The organism is Vibrio porteresiae DSM 19223, from assembly GCF_024347055.1.
Classification (GTDB): domain Bacteria; phylum Pseudomonadota; class Gammaproteobacteria; order Enterobacterales; family Vibrionaceae; genus Vibrio; species Vibrio porteresiae.
On record NZ_AP024895.1, the window covers coordinates 1,174,319 to 1,186,610 of the forward strand.

General features: G+C 47.5%; 12 protein-coding genes. 1 reads left to right on the plus strand and 11 read right to left on the minus strand.

Features of this window, described 5'->3' with window-relative positions; genetic code table 11:
* Nucleotides 1-113: 113 nt before the first annotated feature.
* The 11 genes from OCV11_RS05485 to OCV11_RS05535 all read right to left on the minus strand — a co-directional run bounded on the left by OCV11_RS05485 (nt 114) and on the right by OCV11_RS05535 (nt 11,053).
* On the minus strand, nt 114-1,382 hold the full coding sequence (locus OCV11_RS05485; RefSeq protein ID WP_261895515.1) for an MFS transporter: 1,269 nt from the start codon (nt 1,380-1,382) through the stop codon (nt 114-116).
* Between the two features lie 363 nt (nt 1,383-1,745).
* Nucleotides 1,746-2,063, minus strand: coding sequence for a hypothetical protein (locus OCV11_RS05490; RefSeq protein ID WP_261895517.1), 318 nt, complete (start codon nt 2,061-2,063; stop codon nt 1,746-1,748).
* A 185-nt stretch (nt 2,064-2,248) separates the two neighbouring features.
* Nucleotides 2,249-3,205, minus strand: coding sequence for a LysR family transcriptional regulator (locus tag OCV11_RS05495; protein ID WP_261895518.1), 957 nt, complete (start codon nt 3,203-3,205; stop codon nt 2,249-2,251).
* A gap of 19 nt (nt 3,206-3,224) precedes the next feature.
* On the minus strand, nt 3,225-4,148 hold the full coding sequence (locus OCV11_RS05500) for an ACP S-malonyltransferase (protein WP_261895520.1): 924 nt from the start codon (nt 4,146-4,148) through the stop codon (nt 3,225-3,227).
* Between the two features lie 10 nt (nt 4,149-4,158).
* Nucleotides 4,159-4,791 (minus strand): malonate decarboxylase holo-ACP synthase, encoded by a 633-nt coding sequence (locus tag OCV11_RS05505; protein ID WP_261895521.1) that lies wholly within the window; start codon nt 4,789-4,791, stop codon nt 4,159-4,161.
* 6 nt (nt 4,792-4,797) lie between these two features.
* Nucleotides 4,798-5,751 carry an AEC family transporter gene (locus tag OCV11_RS05510; RefSeq protein ID WP_261895522.1) on the minus strand — a complete coding sequence of 318 codons (954 nt, stop codon included), beginning with the start codon at nt 5,749-5,751 and terminating at the stop codon, nt 4,798-4,800.
* Nucleotides 5,752-5,830: 79 nt separating this feature from the next.
* A complete protein-coding gene (gene mdcE / locus OCV11_RS05515; protein ID WP_261895523.1) occupies nt 5,831-6,628 on the minus strand; it encodes a biotin-independent malonate decarboxylase subunit gamma in 798 nt (265 codons plus the stop codon).
* Nucleotides 6,621-7,775 (minus strand): biotin-independent malonate decarboxylase subunit beta, encoded by a 1,155-nt coding sequence (locus OCV11_RS05520; RefSeq protein WP_261895525.1) that lies wholly within the window; start codon nt 7,773-7,775, stop codon nt 6,621-6,623. The genes mdcE and OCV11_RS05520 overlap by 8 nt, the downstream gene beginning before the upstream one ends.
* Before the next feature lie 16 nt (nt 7,776-7,791).
* Entirely contained in the window at nt 7,792-8,655 is an 864-nt protein-coding gene (locus OCV11_RS05525; protein ID WP_261895527.1) for a triphosphoribosyl-dephospho-CoA synthase, read from the minus strand.
* A 5-nt stretch (nt 8,656-8,660) separates the two neighbouring features.
* Entirely contained in the window at nt 8,661-10,316 is a 1,656-nt protein-coding gene (mdcA, locus tag OCV11_RS05530; RefSeq protein WP_261895528.1) for a malonate decarboxylase subunit alpha, read from the minus strand.
* Nucleotides 10,317-10,744: 428 nt separating this feature from the next.
* Nucleotides 10,745-11,053: a hypothetical protein gene (locus tag OCV11_RS05535; RefSeq protein WP_261895530.1), complete on the minus strand. Its 309-nt coding sequence runs from the start codon at nt 11,051-11,053 to the stop codon at nt 10,745-10,747.
* A gap of 298 nt (nt 11,054-11,351) precedes the next feature.
* Between OCV11_RS05535 and OCV11_RS05540 the strand changes: the two genes are divergently transcribed.
* Nucleotides 11,352-12,263, plus strand: a complete 912-nt coding sequence (locus OCV11_RS05540) for a LysR family transcriptional regulator (RefSeq protein WP_261895532.1) — start codon at nt 11,352-11,354, stop codon at nt 12,261-12,263.
* Nucleotides 12,264-12,292 lie beyond the last annotated feature (29 nt).

Consider the following 12,292-nt stretch of genomic DNA (forward strand, 5'->3'; position numbering starts at 1 on the left):
ACTCTATTCAACATGATGAAAGCGCCGAATGGCGCTTTCGTTGTTTGACGTTTCTTTTGTTGTTTGACCTTTAGCGCGGCTAAGTTTGACCATCAGCGCCGTCAAATTTGCCATCAGTGGCGAATTTCACTTACCTTGCCCCAACTGACTTTGTGTGTCATCCACATAAAGGCAGCGCTGGAAATCAGCGAGATCACAATCACACACAGCCAAGTTGCGAAGTAGCCAATCCCTTCAACTAATAACCCCATCACCACATAAGCCGGCACCATACCGACGTTTTTCATGGTGTTAATCACGCTGCTAATTCTACCGCGATGACTGCGGGGGGACTGGTTAGCGATATAGACATTTTCATTAGTGACCAGCAGCACCTCTGCGGCAGCAAGGATAAAAAATGAGATAAAGAATGCTGGTACCCAATGAGTGGCAATCATGATGACATAACCTAGCGCGAGTAAAGAGCCGCACCACATAAGACTTTTTAGCTCACCATGACCATGTGTTGCTTTGACCAATATAGGAGTGAGGATAACCACCGCAATACATGCCAAGGTCATCAATTGACCGTACAGTTCCGGCCCTTGTTTATCAAACATATGTGCCAGATAAAGCGGCGACAATACAGTCATTTGCGTCATAGAAACGTAGAGTAAGGTACACGATAGGCCAAATGCGATGAGCTGTGGACGAGCTTTCAATACTTGCCACACTGAACCCGTTACGTCTGCTTCTAAACCTTCTGTACTCTCTGATGTTGGTTCACTCTCTATCGCCATCGCTTTATCATTATGTTTGGGGTCACGGACATAATAAGCGACCAAACTAATGCCAACCATGGCAGCAATGCCGTTACACCAGTAGATAATCGAGCTATCAAACCAGAACAGGTAGCCTGCGAGTAGTGAACCAATCCCAGAGCCAATATTGTAGGCAAGATAACTCATCGACATGACCGCAGAGCGGTTTTTGGTTGTGGATAAATTGGCAGCTAAAGCATTACCGCCGGGCACGGACATACCGACCAGCACGTAAGCAATGACGATCATCGCGGGAGCAAGATAATGGTGTTCGGCAAAAAAACCGCAGATGGTGAGGATCACTCCCGCGCCAAACTCGCCGCCCACCATCACATTTTTGTGACCGAAGCTATCTGCCAGCTTTCCGCCTATCATGCTCCCGACCATAAAGGCGCTCATCACGACCATCACCATGCTACTGGCAATCGCTTCGGAATAGCCCAATTTTTGGGTCAGTAACAGCACCAGAAATGGCATGATGAAATTGCCAAGACCGAGAATAAATCGGGATAGGGCGATAAAGTAAATATCGCGCGGAAGTCCTTGGTACATCGCAAGGGATCCCGCAACTCGTTTAAACATGTTGAACATCCTTGAAACACGTTCATCAAGAGGCTGAATAGAAAATAGGGACATAATCTGTCCCTTGATGAGCGATAATAACGGTAAAAGGTACAAGTTATTGGTGGAAATTAGTGATTTTCACCCATTTTTAGTACATTGTTGCATAAGAACTATTGGTATACCGAATCATTGCTGAAATTGCCAGCGCTATTTGTTTGATATTTCGACATTATGTGGGGAAACCGATGAGAGGCTGTTTCGCTCTTATGCAAGCTGCTGGTTATATTGACTGGTTTAGTGACGACTAGACGATCCACCCGCAAATAAAAAAGCTGTGAAAAGATTTCACAGCTCATTGTATTCGTTAGATATCAATAGAAATTAAAGTAAGTCGTTCATTAACGCTTCGTACTCTTCAGAGGCTTCAACCAATAACATGTTGAGGTCTCTGGCATCCCGTTTATGCAGTACCAAAGTGGTGAGTTGGTTGCCCTCTCTGTCTGACACGGTCTCTTCTGCCATGCATACTAAGCAAGGACGACCATTACTGAGTTGTACTTCGACACAGTCCAGCTCAGTGACAAAGTGTTCATCTGTTTCAGGTATATCAATTGCGATAGTACCGCAACGGGTGACTTCTATCTGGGCATGAAAATGGTTCTTGTCCTGTAAAATGTACTCTTTCCGGGTAGACATCATAGTCGCCATCCTCCGACTGTCAGCAGGTTTCGCTAATAAGGATAGAAGAGATGCAAGGAAAGTTTCGGCTCTTAAGTCACGTAAAAAATTAACTGACTGAATGCTCGATAGTTATTTTTTACCCCTAAAGTGGCGGGTTTGTCAGGATGAACGTGAGATCACTAACTGTGAGAGAAAACACTGTTTTATTGCGCGCCTTCTGTCGTGTGTCCCGATGCTTGCCAGCGTAAACTGTACATGCGGCATTCGGCGATAAGGGCGCGGATGGCTGGGTTGTGTTCGCTGGCTCGGTTCATCAACAGATAGATACCATGCGACTCTCTAAGTTCTGGAGCTAATGGGTAAGACTTTAAGCCAATTTGTTCGGAAATTTCTGCTAAACGCAGAGGCAAAAGCGCTGCATAAGCACCGGATTTAAGTGCAAAACTTAAACCAAAGATACTTGAAAACTCAGAATGAATATCCACTTTGCCGTCCAATTTTGCCATCACTTTATCGAAGGTTTCCCGTAGGCCAAAACCTTGAGTTAGGGTCATGTACGATTGCTGTTTTAAGTAGTCAGCTTGGATCGGGATTTGATTGGGTTTGGGTTGTTCACTGCTTTGTGCGACGGTGAAACTCAATTCATCGTCGAACAATTTCATGGCGGTGTGATGGGTATTGTTTTCTAGATGATGATCGCCATAAATCATCAATACATCGAGTTCGGAGCGCTTGAGCTTTTCCACCAACTCACTATTGGAACCGGAATGAAATTCAAGTTGTACATCGGGACGACGATCTTTATACGCTTTCAAAAGATGCGGCACTAAGTCGATGGTCAGTGAGTTCACCGATCCGACACGGATTTTTTTCGGTGTGATACCCGCAGAGATCTGGGTGTTGTCGATAGCACGCGATAGGTCGCTCAGCGCGGAGACACACTGTTGATAGAGAATCTGCGCTGCCTGCAATGGCACGAGGCTGCGACCGCGTTTTTCAAACAGTACGCAACCTAAATCTTCTTCTAAGGCATGAATAGAGCGATAGACCGAAAGTGTATTGATGTCCATCGCTTCGGCTACTTGGTTCATGTTGGTCTGTTCCATGTAGCTGATGAAAATCTCTAACCGTTTAATGGTCGTGGGTATGCGTCTATTCATAATGTCCTAAGTCAGGGAGTTAACCGTATCTTTGCATCAGTGCTGCGAGGTTATCGAGGCTTTCCGATTCCATCGCCACCGCGATAGTATCTGGCATACTCGCTTTGCACAAGCCAGTGAGTACGCTGCCCGGTTTCATTTCAATCGCTAAGGTGACGCCGCGCTCTTTGAGCATAGCGACCGTTTCCCACCAGTGCACTTGTCTTGCCATATTATGGGTTAAATCATCGCCAATTCGGTCCGTTGGATAGAGCACACGTGCGGCATTGGCACTCACATAGGTCACTTTAGGCCGCGCGAGTTCAATATCATCAAAGGCGTGAGCAAATTGTTGTGCTTGAGGCGCGAGAAGTTCGCAGTGGGATGGTACATTGACTTTAAGCCGTTTCGCGCTGGTGGCTTGCTTAGCTAACGCCATCTCACATACGTAATCCAGTGCCTCGATGCTGCCGGAGATCACCACTTGGGATTCGGTATTGATATTGGCGATAAAGACTGGGTGACCTTGTTCTTGAGCGGTGGCGAGTAGGGCTTGCAATACAGGTAAAGTTAAGCCTATGACGGCCGCCATGCCGTAGCCTTGCGGATAAGCGCTCGCCATTAATTCGCCGCGACGAGCCACTAAGTCTAACCCTTGTTCAAAGGTGATAATGCCAGCGGTCATTGCCGCTGGAAATGCGCCTATGGATAAACCCAGTACGTAATCAGGTTTGATCGCTAACGACTGTAAAATTTGAGCGTAGGTATAGCTGCACACGGTCAGCGCCACTTGGGTGTTACGGTTATTGAGCAGCGCTTCTTCGTTATCTAGGCTCAGAATATCTTGTGCTAAATGGTCACTGGCTTGCTGCAAAATTTGCTGACCAAGAGGAAAAGCGGTGAGCTCAGAGAGCATGCCCGCTTTTTGCGTTCCTTGACCAGGAAAGGTGAATAGAGTTGCCATCAATCGCTCCTTAATCAGAGTCTGTTTGCCAAGGGTTTTGGGTGAGAAATGGGCCTTGGTTACTTTTTATCATTACGCTACCGGATGTGTGTACCCATTCAGAAAGAGCAAATGCTCCCAGCGGGGTTTCAATTTGCACATCCGGTCTTTGTTGCAAAGTGGAGAGCTCTTTTGCCAGTTCACTGGCGACCCTTTTATCTAACGTGGTCGGGGCTAATATTCTCAGGTCAATATCACTTTGCTGATTAGCGGTTTCAACGGCGGTAGCCAGTTCAAAGGCCAAACTGCCGGTAATACCCCACGAAAGATCAAACGATCGGAAAATGCGATCGATTTGAGTGAGCGTTTGCCAATGGGGGAGTGGATGCGTTTGCTGCTGTGTATGCCAGCTTTGTTTTTCCACCAACTGTTCGGGAGTGATATGCCGAAATACCGCTTGAGATGTGACAAAGCTTGCGTGACGCTGCGAGCGGTTAAAACCGCGGATGCCGACCGCAATACGGTCGGCTTCGTATGGAGCTCGTCTCACCACCACTGGGCGGCTTATCAGGTCTTTAAGGTGAAACCAAGCTGGCGTTAATTCATCATTAGCCAATTGGTTCACCCAGAGTAAATCATGGGGTTGATAAACGAGTTCCATCATCACCTCTTACAGTAAGAAGTACATAAACAGTGGCATGGTCAGTGCGAACAGAATGGTCGACAGAAGCAGTGTACCTTCCGAGTCTTCGTCTTGCACACCAAAGCCGTTACCAAACATCACACCAAAGAAACCTGTTGCCAATGCGATAAGGAATACCGATGCAGCCAATAGTGTAGCTGGTAGGCCAAAGGCGACAGCAATGACGTAAGCAATCGCTGGTTGAACCAAGTTTTTCAGAATGAAACCAAGGATAACCGCGCCGTTGATTTTCAGTTTACGTGCTGAAACGATAAGACCTGTTAGGAACAGAGCACCGCCGCCAGCGGCTCCTGCTAATGGTTTTAATGCGTGAGTCAGAAGTTCAGGCATTGTGGTACCAAAGCAAGAGAAAATGGTACCCAAAATTGGCCATAGTACGATTGGGTTTTTCAGTGCTTTGATTAATAGAGGCACGATCAATGAGCTCATCGGTGCATCTTTAAATTCGGCTTTGGTCTCTTTTTCCAATACCATCAAAGTCAGTGGAGAAAGGAAGATAGAACCACAGGCAATCGAGATGGCAACGTTTAGAGCGATATCACTACCGGTTGCACCACTGATGGTTTCACTCAAAATGGGCACACCCAGTGCTGCGTAGTTTGGTAGTGAAATGGTCAGAGCATAGATAGCCGCTTGTGCGGGTTCTTTATGAAACACTTTACGTGCAATGTAGTAAGTGACTGCCCATAGGATCCACATTGCCAACACCAAAATCGCGATCAGCGGCAATTTAGCAATGAAGCCGGCAATTGGAGTATGCCATGTGGCAGTAAAGAGTGCGGTTGGCAGCGCAAAGCGCATGACAAACACATTGAGAACAGACACGTTCTTGTTATCCGCAATTTTGCGGTAGCCACAAAAGTAACCCAAACCTAACACAACAAAAATTGGGGCTATGGCATTAAGTACAGCATGAAACATAATAATTATACCTTTTAGGGCAGCATAACCCTGTTATCCACTGAGCGGGATACATCGAATTATGCTGCGTGGGGGAACATTACCAAGCTTTCGCCATCTGTTGACGAACTTCTAATGAAGCGCGACGGTTACCGTTATTGAGACGACCAGAGAGATCACGTTTGCTGTCTTGAGCGATGTCTTCCAGTGCTTGAGCTAACACGGTATTAATAGCGTCGATATCTTGAGCCGCAGGCGCTTGTGCATCAGTTACTGAGACTTTTTTCCAAAGTAGACCGAGTGTGCTGTAGTTCTGAATATCGTAGGCCATCGGTGGAATGGTCGCGGCCAGTTTTTCGAGTTCTGCTACTGAGCGTAGAGTGATACGCGCAGCTGATGCTTTACCCATGGCGTGTACCATACAGCCTTCATCATCTAGCGCGATCAGGCGGTTAGCTTGATAGCCGTGAGCGAGGAAACCACCCGACATCGCTTTACCGACGATGAGACCAATCACTGGGTGACCTGCGTTACGAGCGGTGGCGTAAGCGTTTGCCGCTGCTGCAAGCGCTTGGTGAATACCGTAGGCTTCTTCACGTCGACCGTAAGCTTGTGAAGGAACGTCGATCACAGCCACGATAGCGGTTTTGGTGTTGCTCTCTTTGTCTTGAGCCACGATGTCGCTGATCGCTTTGGCGAGATTCCAACCTTCAAGTAGGCCTACTTCGCCGTTACGAGCGCGAGGAAAAGCGTTGTTTTCATCGGTGACCACCGCGATAAAGCGCGCTTTTTGGTCGCCAATAGTGCCATCAACCACTTTGACTGATGGAGTAAAACCGTCGGCTGCAGTGCCGTTAGCGGTTAAGGCATTAAGCCAAGTCAGACCACGATTACTCATTGGATTCTCCTTTGGCAAAGTAGTGACGAACAAGTTCTGGAGTGGCTTGTTCTTGTTTATCCATCGCTGCAAACACGGAAAGGAAATGCTCTACCTGTTCACAACGTGCCGTTTCTGGCAGTGGTTGATTGATGATGTTGGTCACTTCACCGCGGATTTGTTCTGCGTCGTCTTCAACGAACACGTCAGCAAAACCGGTTGCGAAACGAGGTGCACCACCGGTAAATGACCAAATGAATGGGCGGTTACGTGAGTCGTACTCAGCAATGCCTGCTTCTTGTTCAATCACTTGCGGACCGTTTAGGCCTAAACGCGCTTCTTGAGTCAAAATCAGTTTGCTACACAGACCTGCTGCGATAGACATACCGCCGAAACAACCTACGGTGCCTGCAATCACACAAGTCACTGGCACGTATTGGCGTAATGCAATGATGCCCGCGTGAATATCAGCGATCGCGGCAAGACCTAAGTTGGCTTCTTGTAGACGTACACCACCGGTTTCTAGCAGCAGTACCACTTGAGTTGGGTGGCCAGCTTTGGCGTCTTCTAGGGCAAGTTCTAGCGCTGCCGCCATTTTCGCACCGGAAATTTCACCAATAGCACCGCCTTGGAATGTACCGTCGATGCCAATAACCACACTTGGTTTGCCATCGATAGTCCCTTTCGCTACCACACAGCCATCATCGGTTTGTGGTACAACGCCTTGAGGAACTAGCCATGGCGAGAATGAGTGGTATTCGTTACCCATCACTTCACGGAACGTGCCGTTATCCAAGATGAATTTGGCACGGTCACGGGCGCCCATTTCGATAAAGGAAATATTGCCAAGTGGCGTTGCTGTGGCTGGTGTTGGTTCGCTATTGAGCTGTTCTAGTGCTTGAATAAGACGTAGACCAATCACACCTGGTGTGGCACCAAAATCGTTAATGGTGACGTTCATACCAGCGGTTTGCGCGTCGAATTGACGGTCAAAGATCGCCTGCCACAGTGCTTTACGGTTATCGACAGAGGTAATCAAGTCGATAGTGATGTCGTTATTGTCTGTTGGTTCAAGCAAGATCTCTAAATCGCCAGAACCGACGTTACCTACACGGACCATCTTGTTGATAGATTGTTGTCCCTGATAGGAAAAATGTAGTTGTTCCATAAGTGGAACCTCCCAGTTATTTGGATAGTTCTGAGTGTTCAACCCAGTCGACAAACAGAGTGGCTGCCAGTAGGTCGGCTGCGCCACCGGGTGAAGCATTGAGTGCGATCATCTCGCCATCTAACTGCTCCAGTAGCGCGTAACCTTGCGGGTTACTGACGCCGCCGAGTGCCAAAATCTCATTACTGCGCTGTTGCAGTAAGGTTTGTCCTGCAAGTCCCGCACGACTCAACACACAGGTGTCGGTAAGGTGCGCGGTGAGAGCAAGTAAGGCATTAAGGCGAGCCTCTGTTTCCGAATGGCCAAGTAAACGACTAAGACGCAAAGTTGGCAGAGCATGTTCAGTAATGGCTGGAAAGCCGAGCTGAGCTTGTTGTTTCGCGCCATTCACCTGAAAGTGATTGCTCGCTAACTTACCCTTACTAAAGGTGTTAGGGGCATGGCGATCTTCAAGGCTCGCTATCTGTCCAGCGATGAGGCACAGCCTTTCAGCGCTGTACTCTTTATTGTCCGCAACCATGGCCGCGGTACTGAGTAACCCTAATGCCCAGATGGCACCGCGATGGGTATTGATCCCTTGGGTTTCTGCCATCATCGCCACTTCCGCATCACGTCCAATGGCGCCAATCTGTTCGCGCAGCCAAACCGATACCGGTTGACCGAGTCCCGCCTGCGCCATATCGGCAAAAAACGGTGCTAAACAGGTGGCAGAACGCAGCATTAGGTTCAAGGTCAGATCGGAGTGTGAACCGGTATTGCGACTATCGACTAACCCTGGTTTTGGCGTTAGGGTCACTTCCGCAATCAAGGCTTGTTTGGCGAGATCACCAATCACGGCACACTCGGTTAGGACTAAACGCTCTCTCTGACAACTTTGCATAGTGATCACCAGCTACGGTATTTTGCTGGTGGTTGATACAAGCCGTCTGACCATTTCACTAGGTCGGCAACGCTTTTCGCGGCCAGCAGTGAACGGTTCGCATCGCTACGTTTGATGCCAAGATCTTCTGGTGTGGCCACTTTGCCAGCAGCGCGAAGCTCTTTAACACGTTCTTTTGTCACGCGCTTGCCAAACTCAGAAACACCGGCAACCGCGGCAATCATCTCTTTACGCTCTTCAAGGTCTTTGGCCATGTAGAGGTAAGCGATGCCTTCTTCGGTTAGAAGGTGAGTGACGTCGTCACCGTAGATCATGATCGGTGCGATCGGCATACCGGCTTTTTTTGCTACGTCAACAGCATCTAGGCGGTCAACGAAAGTCGATTTAGATCCATCTTGGTAAGTTTCAACCGATTGAACGACCAGTTTTTTACCTTTCACTACGTCGTGTTGTTTCTCTTCGTCGGTGATCATGTTGAGCCATGCGTCAGTCGCATGACGACGACCACGAGGGTCGTGACCCATGTTTGGCGCGCCACCAAAACCAGCGAGACGACCATGAGTTACGGTGGAAGAGTTACCTTCTGGGTCCATTTGCAGGGTTGAACCGATGAACATGTCAGCAGCATATTGACCCGCCAATTGACACATGGTGCGGTTGGAACGCATTGAACCATCAGGGCCAGTAAAGAACACATCAGAACGAGCACGAGCATACTCTTCCATACCCAGTTCGCCACCGAAGGAGTGCACGGTTTCTACCCAGCCAGATTCAATCGCAGGGATTAGGGTTGGGTGTGGGTTCAAGGTCCAGTGTTTACAGATTTTGCCTTTCAGGCCAAGCTGTTCACCGTAGGTGGGTAGCAGCAATTCAATCGCGGCGGTATTAAAACCGATACCGTGGTTTAGGGTCTGTACGCCGTGTTTTGCGTAGATACCTTTGATTGCCATCATCGCCATTAAGATGTGAGTGTCTTTAATCAGACGAGGGTCACGAGTAAACAGCGGTTCGATATAGAAAGGTTTGTCCGCTTGCACAATGAAATCGACCCAGTCCCCTGGGATATCAACACGTTCTAGGTCATCAGTGTTGTCGACAATTTCATTGACCTGAGCGATGACTAAGCCATCTTTAAAGGCCGGCGCTTCAACCAATCCTGGGGTATCTTCGGTTGATGCACCTGTGTAGAGGTTACCTTTACGGTCAGCTTTGTAGCCAGCAACCAACGCCACGTTAGGAATGAGGTCTGCGTAAAGACGAGCATAAAGTTCGATGTAAGTGTGAATCGCACCGATTTCCAAAATGCCATCTTCCAACATTTGCGCCACGCGCACACTTTGTGGGCCGGCAAAGGCGAAGTCCAGTTTGCTGGCGATGCCTTTTTCGAAGATGTTCATATGCGATGGCAAGCTTACACTTGGCATGATCATATGAAGATGATGAATTTTATCCGGATTTACCTGCTCAAGAACGCGAGCAAGGAAGTCTGCTTGTTTTTGGTTATTGCCTTCAAGAACAACTCGGTCGTTCGGCTTAATCAGCAGTTCCAGTGCGTCAACCATTTTATCGGTTGGCAGTACTTTCCCATCAGCCAAAGACGCTACCGCAGCGATACGCGCTAGCTTTTCTGTTCTCTTGGTTGTCCATTGTTTGGTAGACATTGAGACACCTTCTCTTTGAGATATGAATACACATTACTGAATGAATTGAACGTTATGTTCCGTCTCAGTAACTCTGTAAATCCATCATACGAGTAAGGTGATTTAGAAAAATCAGCACGAATGAACGCTCTATATACAAAAAGTGATAATGTTGAGCGATGCACATCACAAATGCAGCTATAGAAAGGTGCAGAATTGACCGATGATTGTGCAACGGAGCCTGATTTTGGCTCAAATAGCGAGTTGATTGAGATGAATCACTAAAAATGTGATATTTACCGCAAAAAATTCTGTATCTAAATCGACAGTTTATCAAAGGGATAAAAATTGAACTGATCGAAAGTGATAATAAAAGTGCGCGTTTAGCGATTTAGGGCAAGATAAATAGCGCACTGCGAGTCCAATGACTCACAGTGACACAAGGGGGTTTACAGGTCGTTCATCAAATTCTCATAATCTTCGGCGACATCATCTACGTCATGGTGTAGCTGCTTGGCATCTTCGGCGCTCAAAATCAATTGCCACTCTTTGGTCTCGTGAGTTTCATCGTCCTCTTCGACCCCAATGACTTTGATTTTGTTGCCGACTTTCTCAAATGCCACATGGTCGAGATCCGTGGTGAGATGAGTGTGGGTTTCGGTGATGTCGACCTCGATGGTTCCACACACTTTCACTTCGATGTGAGCATGATTATGTTCCTTATCTTCAAGTGTATAGTCACGTTGAACGGCAATCATCGTTAGTCCTCCTTGTGCTTCATCGATCAAACTTTTTTCAGTGTAGAGTAGCTTGGTGAACTTGCTATAGGGAAAAGTGTGTAGATTTATTAACCAATTGATAGTTTTAATAACAGAACTCATCGGATCAGTTCTTGTGGCGCAGATTGCTGCAAAATGAATGAAAAATGTCTCAATTCAACGTGGTGTTTTGCTGGTAAATATCTATGCAATAGTTTGTTATAAAACAAATTAATTCTACAATGGCCGACATTATTACCCCTTCACCTGCCTTGGTGAAATGTAAAAAGGAAATCTCATGGAGAGAATGGACTGTGATCGCATGTTTATTGCAGTGATTGAATTGGGCAGTTTTACCAAGGCTGCAGAGCGGATGGGCACCAGCAGTGGTCAAGCATCAAAGTTGATCTCGCGTTTAGAACAGATTCTCGGTGTGCAGCTGTTTAAGCGCAGTACGCGCTCACTGGCTGCAACGGATGTCGGTCGAGCATATTATGAGGGCATAAAACCCATCATTGACGGCTTTGATGCACTGGACGATTCAGTGCGAAATGCCGCCAAAGATCCGGCTGGCAAATTGCGCATCTCGGTTCCAGTGACCTTTGGCACGACCACGTTGACCCCGTTTTTCATCGATTTTGCCAAACGTTATCCACGCATCGCATTGGATATCAAATATGAAGATCGCAGCGTCAATATTGTTGATGAAGGGTACGATGTGGCGTTGCGGATTGGGCAGTTGAATGACAGTGCGCTCATTGCCCGTAAACTTTATGAAATCCATGTGTTGACCGTCGCCAGTCCTCAATACCTTTTGGAACATGGCGAGCCACAGCACTGGCAAGAGTTAACTCAGCATCAATTGATTATTGATTCCAACTTTCGCGATGCGCACCATTGGACGTTTCAAAATGAGCAGGGAGGCATTGAATACCTCCCTGTGAATGGACGACTGCGCTTTTCTAATGCGACCGCTTGCCTCCAAGCTGCAACCGAGGGGCTAGGTATTACAAAGCTGCCTTCATTTGTGGCATTAGATGAGTTGCATGCAGGGCAACTACAGCCGATTTTGACCCAATATGACATTCCCGCATTAGGGCTGTATGCCCTTTATCCGCCGTCAAAGCACCTCTCTCAATCCTCGCGCGCTTTTATTGATTTTTTGGTGGAGCAGTTTACTCATACCAAGTTAGCTCACTTGCCGTTGTAGCTGAATAAGGATAAAGATAAAGAGTAGTC

Excerpts from the sequence above, each read along its gene's own strand:
- OCV11_RS05490 (WP_261895517.1), bottom strand. The coding sequence starts at position 2,063 with ATGATGTCTACCCGGAAAGAGTACATTTTACAGGACAAGAACCATTTT.
- OCV11_RS05535 (WP_261895530.1), bottom strand. The coding sequence starts at position 11,053 with ATGATTGCCGTTCAACGTGACTATACACTTGAAGATAAGGAACATAAT.
- mdcA (WP_261895528.1), bottom strand. The coding sequence starts at position 10,316 with ATGTCTACCAAACAATGGACAACCAAGAGAACAGAAAAGCTAGCGCGT.
- OCV11_RS05510 (WP_261895522.1), bottom strand. The coding sequence starts at position 5,751 with ATGTTTCATGCTGTACTTAATGCCATAGCCCCAATTTTTGTTGTGTTA.
- OCV11_RS05485 (WP_261895515.1), bottom strand. The coding sequence starts at position 1,382 with ATGTTTAAACGAGTTGCGGGATCCCTTGCGATGTACCAAGGACTTCCG.
- OCV11_RS05505 (WP_261895521.1), bottom strand. The coding sequence starts at position 4,791 with ATGATGGAACTCGTTTATCAACCCCATGATTTACTCTGGGTGAACCAA.
- OCV11_RS05520 (WP_261895525.1), bottom strand. The coding sequence starts at position 7,775 with ATGGAACAACTACATTTTTCCTATCAGGGACAACAATCTATCAACAAG.
- mdcE (WP_261895523.1), bottom strand. The coding sequence starts at position 6,628 with ATGAGTAATCGTGGTCTGACTTGGCTTAATGCCTTAACCGCTAACGGC.
- OCV11_RS05500 (WP_261895520.1), bottom strand. The coding sequence starts at position 4,148 with ATGGCAACTCTATTCACCTTTCCTGGTCAAGGAACGCAAAAAGCGGGC.
- OCV11_RS05495 (WP_261895518.1), bottom strand. The coding sequence starts at position 3,205 with ATGAATAGACGCATACCCACGACCATTAAACGGTTAGAGATTTTCATC.
- OCV11_RS05525 (WP_261895527.1), bottom strand. The coding sequence starts at position 8,655 with ATGCAAAGTTGTCAGAGAGAGCGTTTAGTCCTAACCGAGTGTGCCGTG.
- OCV11_RS05540 (WP_261895532.1), top strand. The coding sequence starts at position 11,352 with ATGGAGAGAATGGACTGTGATCGCATGTTTATTGCAGTGATTGAATTG.